Origin of the sequence: Kitasatospora saccharophila, from assembly GCF_039529925.1 — a bacterium.
In the GTDB taxonomy this organism is placed as follows: domain Bacteria; phylum Actinomycetota; class Actinomycetes; order Streptomycetales; family Streptomycetaceae; genus Kitasatospora; species Kitasatospora saccharophila.
In genome coordinates, this window is record NZ_BAAANS010000020.1 from 59,446 (window position 1) to 84,696 (window position 25,251).

Below are 25,251 nucleotides of genomic sequence, written 5' to 3' on the forward strand. Positions count from 1 at the left end.
CGCCGGGGTGACGAGGGTCTCGTCGGTCCCCGTTCCGCCCTGCCCGCGCTCCCCCCGATGGAATGATGGTGACCGGTTGACGAGGGTCCAGAGCAGCGAACGAGGAGCGGCGTGATGACGTACCACGGAGCGGTGAAGGTCGGCGGGGCGCCGGACGTCCGGGAGCTGGCCCACCTGATCGTCACCAAGCTGGCGGTCGGCCCGCACGACAACAACGCCTACCTGCTGCGCTGCCGGGCCACCGACGAGCAGCTGCTGATCGACGCGGCGGCCGACGCCCCGGTGCTGCTGGAGACGGTCGGCCCCCGGCTGGCCGCGGTGGTCACCACCCACAGGCACCGCGACCACTGGGGCGCGCTGGCCGAGGTGGTGGCCGTCACCGGCGCCCGCACGATGGCCGGCCGGATCGACGCGGAGGGCATCGACGTGCCCACCGACCTGCCCCTGGAGGACGGCTCGGTGGTGCGCTTCGGGCAGGTCGAGCTGACCGTGCGCCACCTGGTGGGCCACACCCCGGGCGCGATCGTGCTGCTCTACGACGACCCGCAGGGCCACCCGCACCTGTTCACCGGCGACTGCCTGTTCCCGGGCGGGGTGGGCAACACCTGGGGCGACCCGGCCGCGTTCGACTCGCTGTTCCGGGACGTCAACGAGAAGGTCTTCGACGTGCTCCCGGACGAGACCTGGGTCTACCCCGGCCACGGCGACGACACCACCCTGGGCGCCGAGCGCCCGCACCTGCCGGAGTGGCGCGAGCGCGGCTGGTGAGCCGCGACCCCGGCCGGTGAACGCGGTGGGCCCCGTCGGACGCGCGTCCGGCGGGGCCCACCGCGTTCACCGGCCGGAGGTCAGGCGTCGACCTTCTCCGGCTCGGCGCCCTCCTCGGCCGCCTGCTTCTTCGCGGCGACCAGGCTGGTGACGGTGGTGACCGCCAGGGTCAGCACGATGAAGGCCAGCGAGACCGGGATGCTGATCTCCGGCACGTGCACGCCGCTCTCGTGCAGCGCGTGCAGGACCAGCTTGACCCCGATGAAGCCGAGGATCACCGACAGGCCGTAGGAGAGGTGGACCAGCTTCTTCAGCAGCCCGCCGATCAGGAAGTACAGCTGCCGCAGGCCCATCAGCGCGAAGGCGTTGGCGGTGAAGACGATGTACGGGTCCTGGGTGAGGCCGAAGATCGCCGGGATCGAGTCCAGCGCGAACAGCACGTCGGTGGTGCCGATGGCCAGCATCACGATCAGCATCGGGGTCATCAGCCGGCGGCCGTTCTCCCGGACGAACAGCTTGGTGCCGTGGTACCGGTCGGTGGAGGGGAAGCGCCGCTCGATCGACTTGAGCAGCCGGTTCTCCTCGAACTCCTCCTCTTCCTCCTCGGAGCGGGCCTCCTTGATCAGCTTCCAGGCCGTCCAGACCAGGAAGGCGCCGAAGAAGTAGAAGACCCAGGAGAACTGGGAGACCAGCGCCGCGCCGCCGGCGATGAAGACCGCCCGCAGCACCAGGGCGATGATCACGCCGAACATCAGCACCCGCTGCTGGTAGATCCTCGGCACCGCGAACTTGCCCATGATCAGGATGAACACGAACAGGTTGTCGACGCTGAGCGATTTCTCGGTGATGTAACCGGCGAAGAACTCACCGGCCGGCTTCCCGCCGCCGTACCACCAGAGGAAGCCGCCGAACAGCACGGCCAGGGCGACCCAGACCGCCGTCCAGACGCCGGCCTCCTTGATCGAGACCTCGTGCGGCTTGCGGCCGCCGATGAAGAAGTCGGCCACCACCAGGGCGATCAGCACCGCGATGGTGCCGCCCCACAGGCCCGCGGATACGTCCATGTCTGCTCCTCCGGCAGATAGGCGAACAATCGTCACTGCCGGAGGTCTCTTCCGCCGCGCGGCCCGCGCACCGCGGGCACCGCACGGCCAGCGCCCCGGGGCGCCGCGATGGGCGCCCGTGATGACGGGGTCGCTGAACGGGGAATACTCCCCTCCGCTCCCAGAAGGTTAACAGGAAGCCCAAGGGAAGGTAAAGAAGGTAAAGAAGCCCCTCCGCGGAACGGTCAGAGGAACGGCTCGATGAAGGGCAGCATGTCCCGGAAGGTGCGGCCGCTGGCGGGGGCGCCGATCGCGGTCATCTTCCAGCCGCCCTCGCCGTCCCGCGCGACCTTGGCCATGATCTGCCCGGTGTGCGGACCGCCGCCGGTCAGCTCGTAGCGGGCCAGCTCCTTGCCGGTGGTCTCGTCGACCAGCCGGCAGTGCGCGTTCTCCACCTCCAGGAAGTTCTGGCCGGTGTACGAGCTGACGGTGAACACGATCTGGGTGACCCGGCGCGGCACCTTGGCCAGGTCGACCAGGATGCTCTCGTCGTCGCCGCCCGCCCCCGCGCCGCCGACCAGGTTGTCGCCGGTGTGCTGCACCGAGCCCTCGTTGCTGATCAGGTGCGAGAAGAACACCACGTCGCTCATCACCTTGCCGTCGTACAGCAGGGCGGAGGCGTCGAGGTCGATCTCGCGGGGGCGGCGGCTGAAGAAGCCGCGCTTCCGGGGAGCGGACTTCCAACCGAGGCCCATCCGGACCACGGTCAGAGTCTCGCCGGTGGACTTCAACAGGCTGACGCTCTGGCCCTTGGCCAGGTTCACGGACACGCTGCCGACCTCTGCTTCCTCCGGGCCCCGCCCGGCGTCCTCGTCGAACATCCGACCGTGCCCGGAACGTTCGGACCCCGGGCAGACCGCGCCCCACCCTAACGCCGCAGCTCCGCCCCGGCGTCCCGGACGGACCGCACTGTGGCCAAACTACGACACACCGGCACCCGCCGGACGGGGATTTACCCGCCGCCCGGCGGTCTGACGCCGGATCAGGCCATTCCGGCCTCGCGCATCTGCCGCAGCTCGCGCTTGAGCTCCTTGACCTCGTCCCGCAGCCGGGCCGCCACCTCGAACTGCAGCTCGGCCGCGGCGGTGTGCATCCGGTCCGTCATGTCCTGGATCAGCTCGGCGAGTTCGGCCGCGGGCAGGCTCTTGGCGGGCTTGCGCTCGATGCCCAGCGACGGGACCGGCGCCTTGCCCTTGCCCTGCTGCCGGTAGCCGGTGGAGAGCAGCTCCTCGGTGTCGACGTCCTCCCCCGCCATGGTGGAGAGCAGGTCGCCGATCTTCTTCCGGAGCGGCTGCGGGTCGATCCCGTGCTCTTCGTTGTACGCCTGCTGGACGACCCGCCGGCGGTTGGTCTCGCTGATCGCCAGCTCCATCGCGGGGGTGATCTTGTCGGCGTACATGTGCACCTGGCCGGACACGTTGCGCGCCGCGCGGCCGATGGTCTGGATCAGCGAGGTGCCGGAGCGCAGGAAGCCCTCCTTGTCCGCGTCCAGGATCGCCACCAGCGAGACCTCGGGCAGGTCGAGGCCCTCGCGGAGCAGGTTGATGCCGACCAGCACGTCGTACTCGCCGGCCCGCAGCTCGCGCAGCAGCTCGATCCGGCGCAGCGTGTCGACGTCGCTGTGCAGGTAGCGGACCCGGATGTCGAGGCCGAGGAAGTAGTCGGTGAGGTCCTCGGCCATCTTCTTGGTCAGCGTGGTGACCAGGACCCGCTCGTCCTTCTCCACCCGCTGCCGGATCTCGTGCACCAGGTCGTCGATCTGGCCCTCGGTCGGCTTGACGACCACCTCGGGGTCGATCAGGCCGGTCGGGCGGATGATCTGCTCGACCTGGCCGTCGCCGCGGGCCAGCTCGTACTTGCCCGGGGTGGCCGACAGGTAGACGGTCTGGCCGATCCGCTCCTGGAACTCCTCCCACTTCAGCGGCCGGTTGTCCATCGCCGAGGGCAGCCGGAAGCCGTGCTCGACCAGCGTGCGCTTGCGGGAGGCGTCGCCCTCGTACATCGCGCCGATCTGCGGGACGGTGACGTGCGACTCGTCGATGACCAGGAGGAAGTCCTCCGGGAAGTAGTCGAGCAGGGTGTTCGGCGGGGAGCCGGGCTCGCGGCCGTCGAAGTGCATCGAGTAGTTCTCCACGCCCGAGCAGGTGCCGATCTGGCGGAGCATCTCGATGTCGTACGTGGTGCGCATCCGCAGCCGCTGGGCCTCCAGCAGCTTGCCCTGCTTCTCCATCCGGGCCAGGCTCTGCTCCAGCTCGGCCTCGATCCCGGAGATCGCCCGCTCCATCCGCTCCGGGCCCGCCACGTAGTGCGAGGCCGGGAAGACGTAGACCGAGTCGTCCTGGCTGATCACCTCGCCGGTCAGCGGGTGCAGCGTGTACAGCGCCTCGATCTCGTCGCCGAACATCTCGATCCGGACGGCGAGCTCCTCGTACACCGGGAAGATCTCGATCGTGTCGCCGCGGACCCGGAAGGTGCCGCGGGTGAACGCCAGGTCGTTGCGGGTGTACTGGATGTCCACGAAGCGGCGCAGCAGGGCGTCCCGGTCGATCTCCTCGCCGACCTTCAGCCGGACCATCCGGTCCACGTACTCCTGCGGGGTGCCGAGGCCGTAGATGCAGGAGACCGAGGCCACCACCACCACGTCCCGCCGGGTGAGCAGGCTGTTGGTGGCGGAGTGGCGCAGCCGCTCGACCTCCTCGTTGATCGAGGAGTCCTTCTCGATGTAGGTGTCCGTCTGCGGGACGTACGCCTCGGGCTGGTAGTAGTCGTAGTACGAGACGAAGTACTCGACCGCGTTGTTCGGCAGCAGCTCGCGGAACTCGTTGGCCAGCTGGGCGGCCAGCGTCTTGTTCGGCGCCATCACCAGGGTGGGGCGCTGCAGCTTCTCGATCATCCAGGCCGTGGTGGCCGACTTTCCGGTGCCGGTCGCGCCGAGCAGGACGACGTGCTCCTCCCCGGCGCGGACGCGGCGCTCCAGCTCGGCGATGGCCGCCGGCTGGTCGCCGTTGGGCTGGTAGGGACTGACGACCTCGAAGGGCGCCACGGACCGCTCGATACTCGTGATGGGACGCACGCCCCCCACCGTACGACCGGCCACCGACAGAGCGGGTGCTACTTCGCGGAGTCCCGGGCCAGCGCGACCAGCCGGGAGACCGCCCGCAGGTACTTCTTCCGGTAGCCGCCGCGCAGCATCTCCTCGGTGAACACCTCGTCGAACGGCACGCCCGAGGCGGTGACCGGCAGCTCCCGGTCGTACATCCGGTCGGCCAGCACCACCAGCCGCAGCGCGGTCGCCTGGTCGTCCACCTGCCGCACCCCGCGCAGGAACACCGCGCCGACCTCGTCCAGCAGCGCGCCGTACCGGCTGGGGTGCACCTCCTTCAGGTGCTCCAGCAGGGCGTCGAAGTCGTCCAGCGAGGCCCCCGGGGTGCGGGCCGCGCGGGCCGTCACCTCGGCGTCGTCGTACGGCGGCGGGGCCGCGGGCAGGCCGCGGTGCCGGTAGTCCTGGCCGTCGATCCGCACCGGGCGGAAGTGCGCGGACAGGCCCTGGATCTCCCGCATGAAGTCGGCGGCGGCGAACCGGCCCTCGCCGAGCTTCTCCGGCAGCGTGTTCGAGGTCGCGCACAGCTTGACCCCGTTCTCCACCAGCCGGCTCAGCAGCGTCGAGACCAGCACGGTGTCGCCCGGGTCGTCCAGCTCGAACTCGTCGATGCACAGCAGCCGGTGCGTGCTCAGCGTCCTCACCGCGCCCTGGAAGGTCAGCGCACCCACCAGGTTGGTCAGCTCGACGAACGTCCCGAACGCCTTCGGCCCCGGGACCGCGTGCCACAGCGAGGCCAGCAGGTGCGTCTTGCCGACGCCGTACCCGCCGTCCAGGTAGATCCCGGCCGGCCCGGTGGGCACCGGCGCCGACCGCCGGAACCAGCCCCGCTTCGGCGGCTCGGCGGCGCCGTTCAGCCCCGCCGCGAAGGACTCCAGGATCTGGACCGCCTCGTACTGGCTCGGCTGCGAGGCGTCCGGCAGGTAGCTGCCGAAACTCACCCCGGCGAAGCGCGGCGGCGGCACCATCTCCGCCACCAGCCGCTCGGCCGGTACCACCGGGCGCCGATCGGCCAGGGCTATCGCGGTGTGAATATCGGACTCCGAGGCAGCAGACACGAGACAACAGGGTACTCGCGCGGGAAAACCCGGTGCGAAACCAGGGGCGCCCGCGCAGCGGTCCCCCGGGCCCCCGGCTGGGAGACTCGGAGGCATGGAGCAACTGATCGGTGACACCCCCGGAACCCCCGGCGAGCTGGAGTGGCTGGCGCAGGCGTACGCGTACCCGGCCCGGGGGGCGTGGCTGCGGGCGAACATGGTCTCCTCGCTGGACGGGGCGGCCCGGCTGGAGGGCCTCTCGGAGGGGCTGTCCAGCGAGGCGGACAAGCGGATCTTCGGGGTGCTGCGGGCGCTGTGCGACGTGGTGCTGGTGGGGGCCGAGACGGTGCGGGCCGAGGGGTACCGGCCGGGGCGGGCCCGGCCGGAGTTCGCGGCGCGGCGGGCGGCGGCCGGCCAGTCGCCCGCGCCGGTGATCGCGGTGGTGTCGCGGAGCCTGGAGCTGGACCTCTCGGCGCCGCTGTTCACCGAGCCGCTGGTGCCGACCGTGGTGGTGACGACGGTCGACGCGCCGGCCGACAGGCTCGCCCGGGTCGCCGCCGCAGCCGATGTGATCACCGCAGGAACGGGCTCGGTGGACCTCCCCCGGGCGGTGGCCGCGCTCACGGAGCGTGGTTGGCGCCGCCAGCTCACCGAGGGCGGGCCCCGCCTGCTCGCACAGCTCGCGGCGGACGGTCTGCTGGACGAGTTGTGCCTGTCGGTGGCGCCCTTGGTGACGGCGGGTGATTCACCGAGGATCGTGAACGGGCCGGGAATCCCGGACGTCCGGCCGATGCGGCTGGTGTCATTGATCGAGGAGAAAGGTTTCCTCTTCACCCGCTACCTGCGACCGACCGATCCGGATCGCTCCCCGAGCGTCCCCGCCCTCGCCTGAGACAGATGAGACACATCCTGACCGATGTGGATCATGTGATCCGTGTGGCGCGTGTGCAGCGTGAGGAATCCTTCCTCCGGGCACTATGAAGGAATGGGGAGCAGGGAGCCGGACCCGGGGGCCCGCACCAGCGAAGGGACTCACGTGTTCAAGACCGTACTGATGATCGAGAAGGCACTCTCCGACGCCGACGTGGAGCTGGTCACCACGCTCCACGGCGAGGAGCAGGTCTCCTTCGTCGTCCTGATGCAACCCCGCGGCAAGCAGGACGAGTTGCTGCGCGCCCTGGACGACGTGGCCCTCGGCCATCTGGACAAGGCGGTGCACGAGCACGACGACGACGCGCAGGACGCGCCCACCCTTGCGGGCGAATCCCTGGAGCACAGCCTGCGCCACCTCCAGCGGGCCGGGGCGGAGGCGGTCGGCGAGGTGGTCGGGGCGCACCCGCTGGTGCGGCTGCGCGAGGTGGTGGAGGAGCACAAGGCCGACGAGGTGCTGGTGCTGACCTCGCCGCACTTCGTCGAGGAGTTCTTCCACCGGGACTGGGCCTCCCGCGCCCGGCACGAGGTCGGCGTGCCGGTGCTCAAGCTGTTCGCCAGCGAAACCTGACCGGGCTCCCGGTTAGGGCAGAATCGTCCCGTAGCTCCGTGAGTGTTTCGCGGAGCTACAGGACGATCCCGCCTCCTCACGCCCGTACGGAGCCAGCCTTGAACGACGCCGCCCACGACCTGCACGCCCCGCACTTCATCGGCATCGGCGGCGCCGGCATGTCCGGCCTGGCGAAGATCCTCGCGGTGCGCGGCGCGACCGTCTCGGGCTCCGACGCGAAGGAGTCGGAGACCGTGCGGGCGCTGCGCGAGCTGGGGGCGACGGTGTTCGTCGGGCACGCCGCGGAGCACCTGCCGGCCGGGACGAGCAGCGTGGTGGTCTCCAGCGCGATCCGGGCCGACAACCCGGAACTGGTGGCCGCGCGGGAGCGGGGCGTCCCGGTGGTGCACCGGTCGGACGCGCTGGCGGCGCTGATGGGCGGCCGCCGGGCGCTCGCGGTGGCGGGCACGCACGGCAAGACCACCACCACCTCGATGCTCGCGGTCAGCCTGGGCGAGCTGGGCCTGGAGCCCTCGTACGCGATCGGCGGCGACCTGGACGCGCCGGGGTCGAACGCGCACCACGGGGCGGGCGAGATCTTCGTCGCGGAGGCGGACGAGAGCGACCGCAGCTTCCACAAGTACGCGCCCGAGGTGGCGATCGTGCTGAACGTGGAGCTGGACCACCACGCCAACTACGCGTCGATCGAGGAGATCTACGAGTCCTTCGAGACCTTCGTCGGCCGGATCCAGCCCGGCGGCACCCTGGTGGTCTCGGCCGACCACGAGGGCGCCCGCGAGCTGACCCGCCGGGTGGCGGACCGGGAGGGCCTGAACGTGGTGACGGTCGGCGCCGCCGCGGACGCCGACCTGCGGGTGCTGGAGGTCGAGGCGCGCGGCATGACCAGCGAGGTGACGGTCGAGCTCGGCGGCGAGCCGCTGACCTTCACCGTCTCGGTGCCCGGCCGGCACTACGCGCACAACGCGGTCGCGGCGCTGGCCGCGGGCATCGCGCTGGGCGTCCCGGCCGAGGGCCTGGCGAAGGCGCTGGGCGCGTACACCGGGGTGCGGCGGCGGCTGCAGCTCAAGGGCGAGGCGCGCGGCGTCCAGGTGATCGACTCCTACGCGCACCACCCGACCGAGATGGCCGCCGACCTGGAGGCGATCCGGGAGGCGGCGGGCCCGGGCCGGGTGCTGGTGGTCTTCCAGCCGCACCTGTTCTCCCGCACCCAGCAGCTGGCCGAGGAGATGGGGCAGGCGCTGGCGCTGGCCGACGCCTCGGTGGTGCTGGACATCTACCCGGCCCGCGAGGACCCGATCCCGGGCGTCACCGCCGAGCTGATCATCGACGCGGCCCGCCGGGCCGGCGCCGACGTCCGGGCCGAGCACGACTTCGCGGCCGCCCCGACGCTGCTGGCCGCGCTGGCCGCCCCCGGTGACCTGGTGCTGACCATGGGCGCGGGCGACGTGACCAACCTGGGCCCGGAAATTCTGGCGGCCCTCGCGGACGTTGCACCTGCTGTCTGACGTCCCCGTTCCCAGCTGGAGACTGCCGTGAGCTACGAGGTCCAGAAGTCCGACGCCGAGTGGCGCGCCGAGCTGTCCCCGGAGGAGTACCACGTGCTCCGCGAGGCCGGCACCGAGCGGCCGTTCGTCGGCGAGTACACCGACACCAAGACGGTCGGCGTCTACGCCTGCCGGGCGTGCGGCGCCGAGCTGTTCAGCAGCGAGACGAAGTTCGACTCGCACTGCGGCTGGCCGTCGTACTACTCGCCGCTGGCCGGTGACTCCGTGGAGTACCTGGAGGACACCAGCCTCGGCATGCGCCGGGTCGAGGTGCGCTGCAAGAAGTGCGGCAGCCACCTGGGGCACGTCTTCGAGGGCGAGGGCTACGACACCCCGACCGACCAGCGGTACTGCATCAACTCGATCTCGCTGACGCTGAAGCCCGCCGAGTAGTACCCGCTCCCCGCACCGACGAGGGCCCTCCCCGGCCGCCGGGGAGGGCCCTCGTGCGCGTCCGGGCTCCCGGTCAGGACAGCCGGGTGCGCAGGAAGTCCAGCAGGGCGGCGTTGAAGCGTTCGGGCTGTTCGGCGCCCGGGAGGTGGCCGGCGTCGGGGACGACGGTGAGGTCGGCGTGCGGGACGAGGGCGCGGACGGCCTCGGAGTCGGCGACGGGGGTGTAGACGTCGTCGGCGCCGACCAGCAGCAGGGTGGGGACGGTGACGGTGCGCAGGGTGTCGCGGTAGTCGGGGCGCTCGGCCCGGCCGCGCAGGGCGGCGGCGGCGCCGCGCGGGTCGGTGTCGCGCATCATGGCGAGGACCCGGGCGGCCGTGTCGGGGAGGGCGGTGACGTTGTAGGGGGCGAGCATCTTGTCGATCACCTCGTCCGCGTAGCCGGCCATGCCCTCGGCGAGCAGCCGGTCGGCCATCCGGTTGCGGAACGCCTTGCCCTCCTCGGTCTCGGCGGGCGCCGAACTGTCGGACAGCACCAGCGCCAGCACGCGCTCCGGGTGGCGCAGGTGGAACTCCATGGCGATCTGGCCGCCCATCGAGACGCCGCCGACCACCGCGCGTTCGACGCCCAGGTGGTCGAGGAGGGCGGCGGTGTCGTCGGCGAAGTCGGCCAGCAGCACCTTGCCCGGCGTCACCCCGCTCTCGCCGTAGCCGCGCAGGTCGAAGGTGATCGCCCGGTACCCGGCCGCGGCGAGCGCGCGGACCTGCGGGTCCCACAGCGTGCGGTTGAACGGGTGGCCGTGGACCAGGACGACGGGGGTGCCGTCGGCCGGGCCGGTCTCGTCGTAGTGCAGCGTGGCGCCGTTCACCGTCGTGTGGCTCATCGAGGGCCTTCCGTCTCGCGTTCCGGAACCGTGTGCGTCCGGAGTGTCGGGCCAGGGTACGGCTGCGGGTGACCCGGGTCCCCGGCGGCATGGAAGACTGTTGCCCTTCCGAACGGTCTTGGACGTGGGTGGGGCGGGCGTGGCGCGGCGGCGGTCTTCCGGGGTGTGGTCGGTACTGGCTGAGGCGCAGCGCGAGCAGCACCGGCGCGCCGAGGCGCAGCGCAGGGCGGCGGCGGCCGCGCAGCGCGAGAACGAGCGGGCCCGGCGGGAGGCGCAGCGGGCGGCGGCCCGGGGCGAGCGGGAGGCGCTGAAGGCGTACCAGCAGGGGCGGGAGTCGGACACCGCCCGGCGGACCGCCGAACTGGACGAGCAGGTCGCCGAGTTGCGCGGGGTGCTGGCGGCGGGGCTGGCCGGGCCGGGGTTCTCGCTGGCCGTTCCGGACCGTCCGGCGGTGCCGCCGTTCGACCCCGGCCCGCTGGGCGCGCCGGTGCCGATGCCGGACCAGAACTGGTACCTGGTACCGGCCCCGACGGGTTCGCAGGCGTACCGGCCGGGGGCTCGCCGGCAGTGGGAGGAGCAGTCGGCGCAGGCCCGGGCCAGGTTCGAGTACGACTGGCAGGCGGCCTGGGCGGCCGAGCAGCACCGGCAGCGCCAACTCGCCGACTACCGGGCCCAGTACGACGCGTGGGCGGCCGAGCGGCACCGGCTGCTGGCCGAACAGGCTTCGCAGGCCGGGCAGTTGGCGGCGCGGCTGCGGGCGGGCGAACCGGCGGCGGTCGCCGAGTACTTCGAGGCGGTGATCGACTGGCGCGAGGACTGGCCGGACGGCTTCCCCGCCGACGGCGAGACCTCCTGGGACGCCCCCGCCCGCCGGCTGGTGGTGCGCTGGGAGCTGCCGCCGTACGAGGTGGTGCCGTCGGTGGGCCGGTACCGGTACGTCCGCTCCGACGACCGCGAGGACGAGATCGCCCGGCCGGTCGCCCAGCGCAAGGAGCTGTACCGGGAGGTGCTGGCGCAGTGCGCGCTGCGGGTGCTCGCGGAGGTGTTCCGGGCCGACCACGACGGGCTGCTCGCCTCGGTCGCCCTGAACGGCGTGGTGGTCGCCACCGACCCGGCGACCGGGCAGGAGGGCGAGCGCTGCCTGCTGGCCGTGGAAGCCGACCGGGACGCCTTCGCGGCGCTCGCCCTGGACCGGGTCGCCCCGCTGGACTGCCTGGTCGGCGCGCTGGGCGGGCGGGTCTCGGCCCGGCCGGAGAAGGCCGAGACGGTCCCCGAGGTTCCGGTTTCCGCTGCCGGGACGGCTGCCGGTGCCCCTTCGGGCGCGGACGCCCGGGCCGTCGCGGCCGCCGCGGACTCCACCGGCTCCACCAGCTTCACGGACTTCACGGACTTCACGGACTTCACGGACGGCGAGGGCCCCGACCTGTTCGAGATGGACCCGCTGGAGTTCGAGGAACTGGTCGCCGAACTGTTCCGCCGCCGGGGCCTGCGCACCAGCACCACCGCGCGCAGCGGCGACGAGGGCGTGGACGTGCTGGCCGAGGACCCGGACCCGATCACCGGCGGGAAGATCGTCATCCAGGCCAAGCGCTACCGGAAGACCGTCCCGCCGAGCGCCGTCCGGGACCTGGAGTCGACGATGCGGCGACAGGGCGCCAACCGGGGCATCCTGGTCACCACGGCGGGCTTCGGGCCGGGCTCGCGCAAGCACGCCGAGGGGCAGCCGCTCACCCTGGTGGACGGCCCGATGCTGCTGGAACTGCTCCGCGAGCAGGGCCTCCCGGGCCGGCTCGGCCCGGTGCTCCCCACCCAACGGACATCCTCCGCACGGGAGTTGACGCCTGGACAGAACACCGTACTGCCCGCCGAGGAGGTCCGCGTCCGATTCCGGGCGGGCGGCGCGGCGGCCGACCTGACCCTGTTGCTGCTGGACGCGGACGGCAAGGTCCGGCGCGACGAGGACTTCGTCTTCTACCACCAGCCGAGCGCGGAGGACGGCGCCGTCACGCTGCGCCCGGAGGAGCACCGCGCGAGCATCCGCACCGGCCGACTCCCGGACTCGGTGCGGCGGGTGGCGATCTCGATCAACCTGGAGACGGACGGCGACGGCACCTGCGCGGACCTGGTCGACCCCCGGGTGGAACTGCACTGCGGCGACGGCCACTGGCTGTTCCGTCCCCCCGCCGACCCCGCGGTCTCCGCGATGCTGGTCGCCGAGGTCTACCGGCACCCCGCCGACGGCTGGAAGCTCCGCGCCCTGGGCCAGGGCTGGTCCGACGGCCTGGCGGGCCTGGCCCGCGACCACGGCGTGGACGTCGCGTAGCCCGCGCCCCGGAGAGAGTCGCTGCGCGACCAGCCAGGCACCCACCGCAGGATCGCGGGGTGGCATCAACTCACCGCCCTCCCCGCGATCTCGCAGGCGTTCACCTGCCGCCGCGCGCAGTTCCCCGCGCCCCTGTCTGCATCATCCCGCCGCGCGCAGTTCCCCCCGCGCCCCCGTCCGCACCACACCACGACGCGCAGCGACTCCCCCTGGCGGGAGCCTATTCGCGGAGCGTCCGGGTGTGCTTCCACTCGGCCGCGCACTCGCGGTAGCCGAGCCAGGCGTTGATGGCCAGCATCGGGGTGTTGTCCGCGTCGTTCTGGGTGTAGGCGGCGGTGAGGCCGCGGGCCTTGGCGCGGTGCAGGGCGTGGACCTTGGCGAGTTTGGCCAGGCCGCGGCCGCGGTGGGTGGAGCGGGTCGCGGTGAAGGCGGACCAGTAGGTGCGGTGGCCGTCGGTCTGGGCGGCGGAGAAGGCGACCGGTTCGCCGTCCGCGAGGACGACCGAGGTGAGGGTGTGGTCCTGGTCGGGGCGCTGCCAGATCTCGGCGAGCCAGCTCTCGTACGGCTGGTCGTCGAGGGCCAGGTCGCCGGGCTCGGCGCGGGTGCCGTCGATGTCGACCAGGTAGATCGGGTACGGGTCGTCCAGGTAGTCGGCGGCGGTGCGCAGTTCGACGCCCGGCGGGGTGGGCGGCAGCGGGGGCAGCGGGGCGGTGAGGTCGAGGCCGGAGAAGCGGCCGGCCCGGCCGCTGCGCCGGTAGCCGCGGGCGGTGGCGAAGCCGAGGGCTTCGGGGGTGTCGTCGACCCAGCTGTGCGCGTCCCGGACGCCGAGGGCGGCGAGGTCCCGCTCGGCGGCGGCGAGCAGGGCGGTGCCGGCGCCGGCGCCGCGGTGCTCGGGGAGCACGCTGATGTTGAGGAAGCCCTGGTGGGAGGTGGTGCTCTCGGGGACCGGACCGAACCGCGCGGTGCCGACGACCCGGCCGTCCCGTTCGGCGACCAGCAGGTGGTAGTGCGGCAGGGCGGACTGCCAGGTGACCACCTCGGGGGTGGTGACCAGGTGCGGGCGGCCGGCCCGGTAGGCCGCGGCGGCGTCGGTGGCGTCGGCGGGTGCGAACGGACGGATGCGGTACGGCGTCGAAGTCATAGGCATGTCACGTTAGCCAGTCGTTCGTCCGTGCGCTGCTGAATTTCCCCCCACCCGGGCGGCGCTCCGTTCAGTACCGGTGGAACCTCAAGTTCAGCTCTGAGTTTCCGTTGTCCCGCTTGGCATCGGCCCGCCGTGGATACACCCTCGACTGCGGGGGGTCGGGCTTGCCGGAAAACCCCGGAAAGAGGGGGTGGAATATGTCTTCGTCCGATATTCCGCGATTGGGCACCGGAATCGGCTGGCGGCCCGAGATCGACACCGCGGTGGAGCGGCTGCCCGGCCTGGACTGGGTGGAGGTGGTCGCCGAGAACGTCTGCGCCGACCACCTGCCGCCCTCGCTGGCCGAGTTGCGCGCCCGCGGCGTCACCGTCGTCCCGCACGGCGTCTCGCTCGGCCTCGGGGACGCCGCCGCACCCGACCCGGCCCGGCTGGCCCGGCTGGCCGCGGTCGCCGAGTCGCTCGGGTCGCCGCTGGTCAGCGAGCACCTGGCGTTCGTCCGGGCGGGCGGCCTGGAGGCCGGGCACCTGCTGCCGGTGCCGCGCACCCGGGAGGCGCTGCGGGTGGTGGCCGCGAACGTCCGGATCGCCCAGCGGGAGCTGCCGGTGCCGCTCGCCCTGGAGAACATCGCCGCCCAACTGGCTTGGCCCGGCGAGGAGTTGACCGAGGCGCAGTTCCTCGCCGAGCTGGTCGAACGCACCGGTGTCCGGCTGCTGGTGGACGTCGCCAACCTGCACACCAACCGGGTCAACCTGGGCGTCGACCCGGCCGCCGAAATCGACCGGCTGCCGCTGGAGGCCCTCGCCTACGTGCACGTCGCCGGGGGCGTCGAGCGCGACGGCGTCTGGCACGACACCCACACCCACCCCGTCACCGCCCCCGTGCTGGAGGTGCTGGCCGAGCTCTGCGCCCGGACCGACCCGCCCGGGGTGCTGCTGGAGCGGGACGGCGCCTACCCGCCGCCCGCCGAACTGTCCGCCGAACTCGACGCGATCCGCCGCGTCCAGCACCTCCACCGCGTCCAGCACCTCCACCGCAGGGAGACCGCCCGTGTCTGAGCAGCACGAGTACCTGATCCGCGACCGCGAGGACGCCGAACTCGCCCTCGCCCGCACCCACCTGGCGCACCGCCAGCAGGAACTGCTGGCCGCCCTGGTGGCCGGCGCCCCGGCCCCCGCCGGCTTCGACCCGGAGCAGTTGCGCGTCCAGGCCGAGGGCCTGCTCGCCAAGCGCCGGGAGATCGCCGCCCACCTGGTGCCGGAACTGCCGGGGCTGCTCGGGGCGGACTTCGCCCCGCTGTTCGCCCGCTACTGCGCCGGTCGGCCGCTCACCGGCGGCCACCGCGCCGACGCCCGGGCCTTCGCCGCATGGGCCCTCGACACCCGTCCGGACGCCGCCTGGCACCCCGGACTGCGCCGCCTGCTGCACCCCACCGCCTCCCGGTGGAGCCGCCTGCTGCCGCGCCGCACCCGCGACCGCGCCGACCGGGCGCTCGCGTAACCGCACCTCACCACGCAGTAGAGAAAGGAACCACGGGGGAATGTGGAACTTCCGGTTCGTCCTGGCGTTCGCGCTGATCGCGTTCACCGTCGCCCTGTCCGCCGTCCACAACCGGCGCTACCGCCGGGTCACCGACCCGCAGGGCCTGCCCGGCCGCGGCCAACCGCTGCTGGACGTCGCCTTCCTGGCCGGCGGCCCGGCCCGGGCGGTCGACACCGCGCTGGTCCGGATGGAGCGCGAGGGCCGGGTGGTGGTCTCCCGGGCCCGCCGGGTCACCGTCACCGACGACCGGACGTCCGACCCGGTCGAGCGCGTGCTGGTCACCGCCGTCGGCGGGCGGGCCGGGCGCGACCTGTCGGTGCTGCGCGCCTCCGTGACGGGCAGCCCCGAGGTGCAGCGGATCGGCGACGGGCTGGCCGCCCGCGGCCTGATGCGCCACCCCACCGCGCTGCGCAACGCCCGGCGGGCCCGTCGGCTGGTGCTGCTGGCGCTGCTGGTCGCGATCGTCCTCGGCACGGTCTCCACCGTCCAGTGGGCGGGCTCGGCGGACCGGGACACCACCGCGCCCCCGTTCATCCCGTACTTCCTGCTCGTCCTGCTCACGGTCATCGTCCTGATCGCCACCCACCTCCCGAAGAGCCGGATCACCCCGGCCGGGCGGCGCCAGTTGCTGCTGGTCCGCGGCAGCGTCCCGTGGCGGCCGCGCGAGGTCGCCGCCGAGCACGCCGAGCTGGTCGGCGCGTTCGCCCTGGACGGCGCCGCCGCGCTGCGCCGGTCCGAGCACCGGGCGCTGCGGGACGCGCTGACCGGCCCGGACGCGACCACCCGCTCCTCCCGTTCCTCCCGCTCCTCCGGGTCGGACGGCGGCGCGGAGTACGCGGCCGGCGCCGGGGCGGCGGCGTGGTGCGGCACGGCCTCGTCCTCGTCCGGCGGTCACTCGGGCGGCTCCTCGCACCACTCCTGCGGTGGTTCCTCCTCGCACTCCTGCGGGTCCTCGTCGCACTCCTGCGGCTCGTCGAGCTCCTGCGGGTCGAGCTGCGGCGGGGGCGGCTGCGGCAGTTCGTGAACCGGCCGCCGAGTCACAGTTCGGTATCGCGGCCCGGCTATTTGTTCCGCTTCCGGCGCGCACAGGACTAGAACAAAAAGCATGTGGGTGTTGCTGCTGATCCCGTCCTGTGCCGCCGCGGTGCTCTCCTGCCTCCGCCTGGTACGGGTCGCCACGATCGCGGACGCCCTCACCGGCCGCGCCCCGCACCCCGGGCACCTCCCCGCGGGCGTCGGCCTGTACGAGACCGCGTACCTGGCCGGCGGCCCCGCCCGGGTGGTCGACCTGGCCCTGGTCCGGATGGCCGGGGTCGGCCGGCTGCACCTCGCCCACACCGGCTGGACCACCGTCGTCGACCCGCGGGGCCGCGGCCGCCTGGAGCGCGCGCTGATCGGCGCGATCGGCCCCGAGGGCCAGTGCCGCACCGCCCAGCTCAAGGCCGCGCTGGCCGCGCACCCCACCGTCCGCGACATCGGCGACCGGCTGACCTCGGCGGGGCTGGCGACGCCGGCCGTCGTCCGGGACCACGCCCTGCGGGCGATCCGGCAGGTCCGCTACGCCCTGGTCGGGGCGGCGGCGATGCTGCTGCTCACCGTCCTGCTGACCGCCCCCGACGGCACCGCCGCCCGCACCGCGGTCGCCTGGTACGCCCTCCCGCTGGTCCTCACCGGCGGCACCCTGCTGATGGCCCGGGTCGACGTCCACGCCTACACCGCGTGGGCCGCCCCCGCCGGGCAGACCCTGCTGCGCGCCCTCCCCTGCCGCCACACCCCCGCGACCGCCGACGACCTGCTCACCGCCGTCGCCATCTCCGGCCCGGCCGCCGTCCAGGACCCGCGCCTGCGCGCGGCCCTCGACTCCTGAGGCGAAACCGGAGAGCACCGCCAGGGGCTCGGGGAACGGCGAGGCCGAGTCTGCGAGAGGTTCACTGCCGGAGCGCGCATCGGCTTCCGGTTCTTGTCACCGCACGCAGCAGCACGAACCTCCGATGGGCTCCGGCCGTCAGCAGCACGGACCCGCCGTTCCCCAGGCCCCTGATTTCGCCCCCGCCGTTCGCACCCGAGCCCCTGATTTCGCTCTCGCTCAGTACAGACCGGCGAGCAGGTCCGCGACCGGCTTGCGGCGGCCGGTGAAGAAGGGGACCTCCTCGCGGACGTGCAGCCGGGCGCGGGAGGGGCGCAGGTCGCGCATCAGGTCGACGATGCGGTGCAGTTCGTCGGCCTCGAAGGCGAGCAGCCACTCGTAGTCGCCGAGCGCGAAGGAGGCGACCGTGTTGGCGCGGACGTCGGGGTAGCCGCGGGCCATCTTGCCGTGCTCGGCGAGCATCGCCCGGCGCTCCTCGTCGGGGAGCAGGTACCACTCGTAGGAGCGGACGAAGGGGTAGACGCAGACGTACTCGCGGGGCCGCTCGTCGGCGAGGAACGCCGGGATGTGCGACTTGTTGAACTCGGCGGGGCGGTGCAGCGCCATGTTCGACCAGACCGGCTCCAGGTGGCGGCCGAGCGAGGTGCGGCGGAAGCGGTTGTACGCCTCCTGCAGGTCGTCGGAGTCCTCGGCGTGCCACCAGACCAGGATGTCGGCGTCGGCGCGCAGCGCGGAGACGTCGTAGGTGCCGCGGACGACCACGTCCTTGGCGGCGAGCTGCTCGAAGAGGGCGTCGACCTCGGCGGCGAGCGCGGTGCGGTCCTCGGGGAGGGCGTCCTTGAGCTTGAACACCGACCACATGGTGTAGCGGATGACCTGGTTGAGGTCGCGGGCCTTCTTCTTCACGGGCTGCTCAGTGCTTTCGGTCATGATCCCATTGTCCCTTCTGCGCGGGTGCTGCCGGTGCCGGGGGTGAGGTGCTCGGCGGCGCGCCGGGCGCCGCCGATGACGGCGGGGATGCCGACGCCGTCGTACGCGGCGCCGCAGACGGCGATCGCGCCGAGCGCGTCGAGGTGGGTGCGGATCCGGGCGACCCGGTCGAGGTGGCCGACGGGGTACTGCGGGAGTCCGTCCCGCCAGCGGGTGACGGCGTGGTCGTACGGGGTGGCGCGCAGGCCGACGGCGGTGCGCAGGTCGGCGAGCGAGCGGGCGACGAGTTCGGCGTCGTCCAGGTCGAGGGCGGCGGCCTCGCGGTGGCGGCCGAGCGAGGTGCGCAGCAGGAAGGCGTCGGGGGCGGAGCGCTCCAGCCAGCCCCACTTGTTGCTGGAGAAGGTGGACGCCTTGATGCTGCGCCGGTCGACCGGGGGGACCAGGAAGCCGCTGCCGGTGAGCGGGCTGTCCGCGAGGTCGGCGCGGCGGAAGGCGAGGGTGACCAGGGCCATCGACGCGTACTCGACGGCGCGCAGTTCGGCGGCGGCGCCGGGGGCGTCGGCGGCGAGCAGCGCGGCGGCCTGCGGGGCGGGGACGGCCAGCACGACGGCGTCGGCGGCGAGTTCGCGTCCGGCGGCGGTGATCCGCCAGCCGTCGGGGGTGCGGCGCAGGGCGTCGACGGGGTGGCCGGTGAGCAGTTCGGCGCCGTGCGCGCGGCCGTGGGCGGCGACGGCGTCGGGGAGGGTGCCGAGTCCGCCGCGCAGGCCCTGGAAGACCGGCCCGGTGGCGGTGGCGCGGCTGCTGAGTTCGCGGATGGCGGCGGTCAACGGGCCGTCCTGCCGGGCGAGTTGGAGCAGCTGCGGGACGGCGGCGCGGATCGAGATCTCGTCGGCGTGCCCGGCGTACACGCCGCCGAGCAGCGGTTCGACCAGCCGGTCGACGACCTCGCGGCCGAGCCGGTCGGCGATGTAGCGGCCGATCGGGGCGTCCTCGCCGAGTGCGGCGGGCTGCTCGTGGCGGGCCCGTTCCAGGCCCTCGGGGGTGAGCACGCCGGAGGCCCGGAGCGCGTCCAGGTCGCCGGGGACGCCCATGAGTTGGCCGCCGGGCAGCGGGCGCAGGCCCTCCCGGGTCCAGATCGCGGCCTTGGCGGTGCTGGGCGGCTCCAGCCGTTCGCCGAGGCCGACCCGCCGGGCCAGGTCGACGGCCTCGGGGCGGCGGGCGAGCATCGACTCGGCGCCGAGGTCGACCCGGACGCCGCCGACCTCGCCGCCGCACAGCTTCCCGCCGAAGCGGGTGGACGCCTCCAGCACGGTCACCCGCACCGCTGCGTCCCCGAGGAAGGCGGCCGCGGCCAGGCCCGCGATGCCGCCACCGATCACCACGACGTGAGGTTTCGCCATGTCGACCAGTCTCCCAGCCCTTATCCGGATCCCCGGGATCGACCCCGGGCGGCCCGAGACCGGGACGAGTCCGCGGTGTGACCGATCCGGTACCGCGCGGGCGGGTCCGTTCCGGGGGCCGCCGCGTCACAGCCGCACGGGGGTGGGCGACCGGCCCGCCCCGGAGGACGGGGAGGGCACGGAATGGACCTGCGGGTACGCAGAGCGGGCGCGGCGGGGGCACTGGCGGCGGTCCTGCTGCTGGCCGGGTGCAGCGCGGACGCCGAGCACGCGTCGTCGTCGGACGCGGCGGCGGTCGCCCCCGCGGTCGGCGAGCGGGCGGCGGACACGGCGGCGGACGCCCCCGGCAAGGGCGACACCGCGCCCGGGGCCGGCGACACGGCGGGCACGACGGGCGCCGCGGGCGCCCCGGGGACGGACGGCGGGCCGGCGGCGACCGACCGCCGGATCGCCTACCAGGCGCAGTTGACCGTGCAGGTCGACTCGGTGGACGGGGCCCGCACCAAGGCCGTCGACCTGGTCACCGGGGCGGGCGGGTACGTCGCCGGAGAGGAGCTGCGCGGCGGCAAGGGCGACGACGTGCGGTCCACGCTGACCCTCAAGGTCCCGTCCGCGTCCTACCAGGGCACCCTGGACGGGCTGGCCGCGCTCGGCAAGCAGCTCAGCCTCACCAGCAAGGCGGACGACCTCACCCAGCAGATCGCCGACGTCGACAGCCGCCTCAAGTCGATGCAGGCCAGCGTGGACCGGGTGCGGGCGCTGATGGCCGACGCGAAGAGCCTGTCCGAGGTGGTGTCGCTGGAGAGCGAACTGACCCGGCGCGAGTCCGACCTGGAGTCCCTCCAGCGCCAGCAGCAGCAACTGTCCTCCCGGACCTCGCTGTCCACCGTGACCCTGCAACTGGTGACGCCCGCCCGGCCCCACGTCGCGCCGCACGAGGAGCGGACCGGTTTCTGGGGCTCCGTCGCCCACGCCCTCGCGGCCGGCTGGCACGCCCTGGTCGCCCTGGTCCGCGGCCTGTTGATGGCGCTGGCCGCCGTCGCCCCGTTCCTCGTCCTGCTCGCCCCGCTCGCCTGGCTGCTCCGGCGCCGCCTGCGCTCCCGCCGCGCCGGGGCCCCCGCCGTCCCGCCCCGCCCGACGCACACGCCGGACGCCGACGCGGACACCGGCGCCGACGCGGACACCGGCGCGGACGCGGACGCCGACCAGGGCGCCGGCGGGGGCGTCGACGGCAGGGCGTGACCCGGGTGGCGGCCCGGTCAGTGGGGGGTCGCGTCCGGCCCGTCCCCGTCGGGGCGGGCCGGGGGCCGGGCGGGCGCCTTCCGCTCCGCCTCCGCCTCCGCCTCCCGACGGCGGGCCTCGCTCCGGTCCACCTGGTTGGCGACGAACAGCACGAAGGTCGACACCGGCATGACCAGCCCGGCGAGCGACCAGTCGTCGCCGAAGACCCCCCTGCCGAACATCCACAGGATCCCCGCCAGGCCGAGCAACCGCAGCAGACAGCTCATGACCCCTCCCCGTGAGGCACGGTAGTCAGCCGGGCGCTCGGTGTAAACAGGGCCGCTGCCGCCCCCGACCGCCTAACTCGCCTCCACCGCACGGCCCTTGGTGGCGCGCAGGGCCGCGAGCGCCGCGCACGGGACGGCGACCAGGGCGCAGAGCAGGGCGGTGCCGGCGAGGGCGGTCCAGGGGAGGACGAGCGGGACGGGGGCGCCCGCGCGGTGCAGGGCGGCGTCCATGGTGGCGAGGGTGGTGAGGGTGGCGGCGGTGCCGAGGAGGGCGCCGACCGCCGTGACGAGGAGCGTCTCGGCGGCGACCAGCCGCAGGACGCGGGCCCGGGTGGCGCCGGCCAGGCGGAGCAGGCCGAACTCGCGGCGGCGGTCGGTGGTGGTGGTGAGCGCGGTGTGGGCGAGGGCGATCGCGGTGTAGAGCAGGGCGAGGGCGAGGACGGCGGCGATCCGGCGGATCCGCTGCGGGTCGTCCGCCGGGTGGTGGGCCGCCAGCCAGGCCGCGCGGGTCTCGGCGGCGGCGCCGTGCGTCCGGGCCAGGGCGGTGACCGCTCCGGCGGGGGCGCCCAGGACGTCGATCCGGTCGGTCCGGGCGCCGGGCGCGTTGCGCGGGGTGACGTAGACGGGGTTGCCGCCCGTCCCCTCGCGCAGGACGGCGGCGACCCGCAGTTCGCGCCGGGTGCCGTCGGCGAGCACCACCCGGACCCGGTCGCCGACCCGCGGGTCCCCCCACTCCGCGGCGAGCAGCACGCTGTCGTCGTCGAGCGCCGCGGGGTCGCCGGCGGCGACGGGCAGCCGGGTGGTGGCGGTCAGCGCGGCCGGGTCGGCGACGGCCCGGCCCTCGGCGCGGACGGCCGTCCCGTCCGTCTCGACGACCGCGAGCGGGGTCGCGGCGCTCGGCGAGACGACCGCCCCGGGCAGTGCCCGCAGCGCGGCGGTCAGCCGGTCGGCGCCGTCGGCGCCGGGGGTGAGCAGCAGTTCGGCGGCGGTGCGGGCGCGGGCTTCTGCTGCGCGGGCCGCGGCGACGGTGGCGGGGGCGCCGACCAGGGTGCCGGCCAGCGCGGTGGCGAGCAGGACGGGGGCGGCGGTGGCGCCGGTGCGGCGCAGGCCGCCGAGCGCGGCGGCCCGGACCAGCCGGGGCGGCCGGACGGCGGGGCCGGTGAGCAGACGCAGCAGCGGGCGGGCCAGCGCGGGGGCGAGCAGCGCGGTGGCGGCGATCAGCAGCATCGGCTGCAGGGTGTAGGTCTTGCGGTGCAGCAGTTCGGCGGGGTCGCCGACCAGCGCGGCGGCCACCACGGCGGCGTACCCGGCGAGCAGCGCGAGGGCGGCCAGCCGGCGGCCGGCGGTCATCACCCCCCGGTCGACGTCGGCCTCGCGGAGCGCTTCGAGCGGGCGGACCCGGCCGGCCCGCCGGGCGGCGACGGCGGTGCCCGCGAGGGCGATCAGCGGGCCGGTGCAGAACGCGGTGGCCGACGGCCAGCCGGGGGTGCCGGTCCGGAAGCCGGCCGGGGCGAGGCCGGCGGCACCGAGCGCGTGCGCCAGGGCGGGGGTGGCGGCCCGGCCGAGCGCGCAGCCGGTGGCGGCGGCGAGCAGGCCGAGCAGCCCGGACTCCAGCAGGACGGTGCGGGTGAGCTGGCCGCGGGTGGCGCCGGCCAGGCGGAGCAGGCCGAACTCGCGGCGGCGCCGGGCGATCCCGTAGGAGGCGGTGGAGGCGACCACGAACCCGGCGGTGAACAGGCTGACCCCGCAGGTGGTGCCGAGTTGGGCGATCAGCGCGGTGCGGTCCTCGCCGGGCGGCAGGCCGACGGCCGCGGCGAGGCCGGACAGGGTGGCGGCGATCAGCGCGACGCCGAGGGCGAGTGCGGTGAACGCCCCGAGCAGGGCGGTCCGTCCGGCGTGCAGGGAGCGCACGGCGATCCTGGTCAGTGCGGTCGTCATGGGCTCCAGCCAAGCGGCGGGCGGCCGTCCGCACATTGACGCCAGGTCCACCCCGAAGAGTGGAGACAGCCCTACCGACAGCGGCCGGGGCGGGCTCCTAGGGTGGGACCGTCTCGTGGAGGGAGGTGCCGGGTGTCCGGCTGCTGGCGGGCGCTGCGGCGTCCGGGGTTCCCGCTGACGGCCTGGCCGTGGCGTTCGGCGGCGTACCTGCTGGCCTGCGGGCTGTCGGGGGCGGTGCTGTGCGCGGTGCTGCTGCTGTGGGCGGCGGTCGGCGGGGTGCTGTCGGTGCTGCTGGTGGGGGTGCCGCTGCTGGCGGCGCTGCCGCTGGCGGGGCTGGTGTCCGGGGCGTGGGAGCGGCGGCTGGTCCGCTGGATGGGCGGGCCGCCGGTGCCCGATCCGCACCGGGTGCCCGACGGTCCGGGCCCGCGGGCCTGGCTGCGCGCCCGGTACGCCGAGGCGGCGACCTGGCGGGAGGCCGGCGGGGCGGCGCTGTCGGCGTTCCTGCTCTGGCCGCTGGAGCTCTCGGTGCTGGCGGGGGCGCTGCTGCTGCCCGCCTGGCTGGTGACGACGCCGCTCCAACTGGCCCTGGACGGCGAGCAGGTGAACGTGCTGAAGGTCTGGCAGCTGCACGCCGCGGGCCCGGCCTGGGCGGTGGCGGCGGCGGGCGCCGCGCTGCTGGCCCTGGCCGGGTACCCGCTGACGGTCGCGGCGGGCGCCCGGGCCGCGCTGGCCCGGCTGCTGGCGGGCGGTCAGGAGCGGGTCGGCGAGCTGGTCCGCTCCCGGGCCCGGCTGGTGGACGCGTTCGAGGCCGAGCGCCGCCGAATAGAGCGGGACCTGCACGACGGCGCGCAGCAGCGGCTGGTCGCCCTGTCGATGTCGCTGGGCCTGGCCCGGCTGGACGCGCCACCGGGCGGTCCGCTGGCCCACCGGCTGGCCGCGGCGCACGCCGAGGCGGACGCGGCGCTGGCCGAGCTGCGCGAGCTGGTGCACGGCATCCACCCCCGGGTGCTCGCCGACCGCGGCCTGCCGGACGCCTGCGCCGACCTGGCGGACCGCTCGGTGCTGCCCGTCGCGGTGGACGTCTCGCTCCCGGGCCGGCTGCCGGCGGCCGTCGAGTCGGCGGGCTACTTCGCGGTCGCCGAGGCGCTGGCGAACGCGGCCCGGCACGGCGGCGGGTCGACGGCCCGGGTGCACGGCCGCTGGTCCGCCGGCCGCCTGCGGCTCGACGTCGCGGACGACGGCACCGGCGGCGCCGACCCCGCCCGCGGCACCGGGCTGACGGGGCTGGCCGACCGGGTCGCGGTGGTGGGCGGCAGACTGTCCGTCAGCAGCCCGCCGGGCGGCCCGACCCTGCTGCGTGTGGAGATCCCGTGCACCCCGACGACCGACGACCGCTCCGCCTCGTCCTCGCCGAGGACTCCGTCCTCCTCCGGGAGGGCCTGACCGGCCTGCTGGAGCGCTTCGGCCACACCGTCGCGGCGGCGGTCGGCGACGCGGACGCCCTGCTCGCGGCGGTCGCCGAGCACCGCCCCGACCTGGTCCTGACCGACGTCCGGATGCCCCCCGGCCTCGCCGACGAGGGCCTGCGCGCCGCGCTGCGGCTGCGCGCCGAAAAGCCGGCCCGGCCGGTCCTGGTCCTCAGCCAGTACGTGCAGCGCTCCTACGCGGCCGACCTGCTGGCCAGCGGCGACGGCTCGGGCGTCGGCTACCTGCTCAAGGACCGGGTCGGCCACGTCGAGGAGTTCCTGGCCGCGGTCGACACCGTCGCCGCGGGCGGCACGGTGGTCGACCCCGAGGTGGTCCGCCGCCTGCTGACCCGCCGCCGCGACCCGCTGGAACGGCTCACCCCCCGCGAGCGCGAGGTCCTCGAACTGATGGCCCGGGGCTGCTCGAACGCGGAGATCTGCCGCCGCCTGACGGTCTCGGAGGCCGCGACCTCCAAGCACATCGGCAGCATCCTGCTCAAACTCGACCTGCCCCCCGCCGAGGACACCCACCGCCGCGTCCTGGCCGTCCTCGCCCACCTCGGCCAGGAGGAGTAGGCGAAACCAGGGACGCGAAACCAGGGGCCCGGGGAACGGCGGGCCGTGCTGGGCATCGGCCCCGTCAGGGGCCCGGGGATCGGCGGGTCGATGCTGCTGGCGGCCGGAGCCCATCGAAGTGTCCGTGCTGCTGCGTGCCGTAAACAGAACCCGAAGCAGACGCGCGCCACGGCAGTGAACCACTCGCAGCCACGGGCTCGCCGTTCCCCGAGCCCCTGATTTCGCTCGCGCGAG

General features: G+C 74.5%; 21 protein-coding genes and 1 pseudogene. 12 read left to right on the top strand and 10 right to left on the bottom strand.

Features of this window, described 5'->3' with window-relative positions:
- Nucleotides 1-114: 114 nt before the first annotated feature.
- Nucleotides 115-768: an MBL fold metallo-hydrolase gene (locus tag ABD345_RS16550; protein WP_344552901.1), complete on the top strand. Its 654-nt coding sequence runs from the start codon at nucleotides 115-117 to the stop codon at nucleotides 766-768.
- Nucleotides 769-848: 80 nt separating this feature from the next.
- Here the strand turns inward: ABD345_RS16550 and ABD345_RS16555 are convergent, their stop codons facing one another.
- From ABD345_RS16555 to zapE, 4 genes are all read right to left on the bottom strand, one after another.
- Entirely contained in the window at nucleotides 849-1,832 is a 984-nt protein-coding gene (locus ABD345_RS16555) for a TerC family protein (RefSeq protein WP_344552903.1), read from the bottom strand.
- Between the two features lie 224 nt (nucleotides 1,833-2,056).
- Nucleotides 2,057-2,641 (bottom strand): TerD family protein, encoded by a 585-nt coding sequence (locus ABD345_RS16560; protein WP_344552904.1) that lies wholly within the window; start codon nucleotides 2,639-2,641, stop codon nucleotides 2,057-2,059.
- A 212-nt stretch (nucleotides 2,642-2,853) separates the two neighbouring features.
- Nucleotides 2,854-4,944, bottom strand: coding sequence for an excinuclease ABC subunit UvrB (gene uvrB, locus ABD345_RS16565; RefSeq protein WP_344552905.1), 2,091 nt, complete (start codon nucleotides 4,942-4,944; stop codon nucleotides 2,854-2,856).
- A 38-nt stretch (nucleotides 4,945-4,982) separates the two neighbouring features.
- A complete protein-coding gene (gene zapE / locus ABD345_RS16570) occupies nucleotides 4,983-6,029 on the bottom strand; it encodes a cell division protein ZapE (RefSeq protein ID WP_344552906.1) in 1,047 nt (348 codons plus the stop codon).
- Between the two features lie 94 nt (nucleotides 6,030-6,123).
- On the opposite strand from zapE, the gene ABD345_RS16575 reads away from it, so the two are divergent.
- The 4 genes from ABD345_RS16575 to msrB all read left to right on the top strand — a co-directional run bounded on the left by ABD345_RS16575 (nucleotide 6,124) and on the right by msrB (nucleotide 9,446).
- Nucleotides 6,124-6,900, top strand: a complete 777-nt coding sequence (locus ABD345_RS16575; protein WP_344552907.1) for a pyrimidine reductase family protein — start codon at nucleotides 6,124-6,126, stop codon at nucleotides 6,898-6,900.
- Between the two features lie 144 nt (nucleotides 6,901-7,044).
- Nucleotides 7,045-7,509 carry an indole-3-glycerol phosphate synthase gene (locus ABD345_RS16580; RefSeq protein ID WP_344552908.1) on the top strand — a complete coding sequence of 155 codons (465 nt, stop codon included), beginning with the start codon at nucleotides 7,045-7,047 and terminating at the stop codon, nucleotides 7,507-7,509.
- Between the two features lie 98 nt (nucleotides 7,510-7,607).
- Nucleotides 7,608-9,014, top strand: coding sequence for a UDP-N-acetylmuramate--L-alanine ligase (gene murC / locus ABD345_RS16585; protein ID WP_344552909.1), 1,407 nt, complete (start codon nucleotides 7,608-7,610; stop codon nucleotides 9,012-9,014).
- Nucleotides 9,015-9,041: 27 nt separating this feature from the next.
- Nucleotides 9,042-9,446 carry a peptide-methionine (R)-S-oxide reductase MsrB gene (gene msrB, locus ABD345_RS16590; protein ID WP_344552910.1) on the top strand — a complete coding sequence of 135 codons (405 nt, stop codon included), beginning with the start codon at nucleotides 9,042-9,044 and terminating at the stop codon, nucleotides 9,444-9,446.
- A 73-nt stretch (nucleotides 9,447-9,519) separates the two neighbouring features.
- On the opposite strand, the gene ABD345_RS16595 is transcribed toward msrB, so the two are convergent.
- The gene (locus ABD345_RS16595) at nucleotides 9,520-10,326 is read right to left on the bottom strand and encodes an alpha/beta fold hydrolase (protein WP_344552911.1); all 807 of its coding nucleotides are present in this window, start codon (nucleotides 10,324-10,326) and stop codon (nucleotides 9,520-9,522) included.
- Nucleotides 10,327-10,489: 163 nt separating this feature from the next.
- Between ABD345_RS16595 and ABD345_RS16600 the strand changes: the two genes are divergently transcribed.
- The gene (locus ABD345_RS16600) at nucleotides 10,490-12,649 is read left to right on the top strand and encodes a restriction endonuclease (RefSeq protein ID WP_344552913.1); all 2,160 of its coding nucleotides are present in this window, start codon (nucleotides 10,490-10,492) and stop codon (nucleotides 12,647-12,649) included.
- Nucleotides 12,650-12,869: 220 nt separating this feature from the next.
- Here ABD345_RS16600 and ABD345_RS16605 read toward each other — a convergent pair whose 3' ends face one another.
- Nucleotides 12,870-13,790, bottom strand: a complete 921-nt coding sequence (locus ABD345_RS16605) for a GNAT family N-acetyltransferase (protein ID WP_344552914.1) — start codon at nucleotides 13,788-13,790, stop codon at nucleotides 12,870-12,872.
- 200 nt (nucleotides 13,791-13,990) lie between these two features.
- On the opposite strand from ABD345_RS16605, the pseudogene ABD345_RS16610 reads away from it, so the two are divergent.
- The 3 genes and pseudogenes from ABD345_RS16610 (at nucleotide 13,991) to ABD345_RS16620 (ending at nucleotide 17,199) form a co-directional block, all read left to right on the top strand.
- Nucleotides 13,991-15,290: pseudogene (locus tag ABD345_RS16610) on the top strand (MbnB/TglH/ChrH family RiPP precursor modification enzyme).
- A 40-nt stretch (nucleotides 15,291-15,330) separates the two neighbouring features.
- Nucleotides 15,331-16,356 (top strand): TIGR04222 domain-containing membrane protein, encoded by a 1,026-nt coding sequence (locus ABD345_RS16615; RefSeq protein ID WP_344552915.1) that lies wholly within the window; start codon nucleotides 15,331-15,333, stop codon nucleotides 16,354-16,356.
- A gap of 81 nt (nucleotides 16,357-16,437) precedes the next feature.
- Nucleotides 16,438-17,199 (top strand): TIGR04222 domain-containing membrane protein, encoded by a 762-nt coding sequence (locus ABD345_RS16620; RefSeq protein WP_344552916.1) that lies wholly within the window; start codon nucleotides 16,438-16,440, stop codon nucleotides 17,197-17,199.
- A 219-nt stretch (nucleotides 17,200-17,418) separates the two neighbouring features.
- Here ABD345_RS16620 and hemQ read toward each other — a convergent pair whose 3' ends face one another.
- Together hemQ and hemG are read right to left on the bottom strand one after the other, a co-directional pair.
- On the bottom strand, nucleotides 17,419-18,129 hold the full coding sequence (gene hemQ, locus ABD345_RS16625; protein ID WP_344552917.1) for a hydrogen peroxide-dependent heme synthase: 711 nt from the start codon (nucleotides 18,127-18,129) through the stop codon (nucleotides 17,419-17,421).
- Nucleotides 18,126-19,529 carry a protoporphyrinogen oxidase gene (gene hemG / locus ABD345_RS16630; protein WP_344552918.1) on the bottom strand — a complete coding sequence of 468 codons (1,404 nt, stop codon included), beginning with the start codon at nucleotides 19,527-19,529 and terminating at the stop codon, nucleotides 18,126-18,128. The genes hemQ and hemG overlap by 4 nt, the downstream gene beginning before the upstream one ends.
- Nucleotides 19,530-19,712: 183 nt before the next feature.
- On the opposite strand from hemG, the gene ABD345_RS16635 reads away from it, so the two are divergent.
- The gene (locus ABD345_RS16635) at nucleotides 19,713-20,771 is read left to right on the top strand and encodes a DUF4349 domain-containing protein (RefSeq protein WP_344552919.1); all 1,059 of its coding nucleotides are present in this window, start codon (nucleotides 19,713-19,715) and stop codon (nucleotides 20,769-20,771) included.
- Nucleotides 20,772-20,788: 17 nt separating this feature from the next.
- On the opposite strand, the gene ABD345_RS16640 is transcribed toward ABD345_RS16635, so the two are convergent.
- Nucleotides 20,789-21,037: a hypothetical protein gene (locus ABD345_RS16640; RefSeq protein WP_344552920.1), complete on the bottom strand. Its 249-nt coding sequence runs from the start codon at nucleotides 21,035-21,037 to the stop codon at nucleotides 20,789-20,791.
- 72 nt (nucleotides 21,038-21,109) lie between these two features.
- The gene (locus tag ABD345_RS16645) at nucleotides 21,110-22,975 is read right to left on the bottom strand and encodes an FtsX-like permease family protein (RefSeq protein ID WP_344552921.1); all 1,866 of its coding nucleotides are present in this window, start codon (nucleotides 22,973-22,975) and stop codon (nucleotides 21,110-21,112) included.
- Between the two features lie 132 nt (nucleotides 22,976-23,107).
- Between ABD345_RS16645 and ABD345_RS16650 the strand changes: the two genes are divergently transcribed.
- A complete protein-coding gene (locus ABD345_RS16650) occupies nucleotides 23,108-24,418 on the top strand; it encodes a sensor histidine kinase (RefSeq protein WP_344552923.1) in 1,311 nt (436 codons plus the stop codon).
- Nucleotides 24,346-25,017, top strand: a complete 672-nt coding sequence (locus ABD345_RS16655; RefSeq protein ID WP_344552924.1) for a response regulator — start codon at nucleotides 24,346-24,348, stop codon at nucleotides 25,015-25,017. The genes ABD345_RS16650 and ABD345_RS16655 overlap by 73 nt, the downstream gene beginning before the upstream one ends.
- The last annotated feature ends 234 nt before the right edge of the window (nucleotides 25,018-25,251 follow it).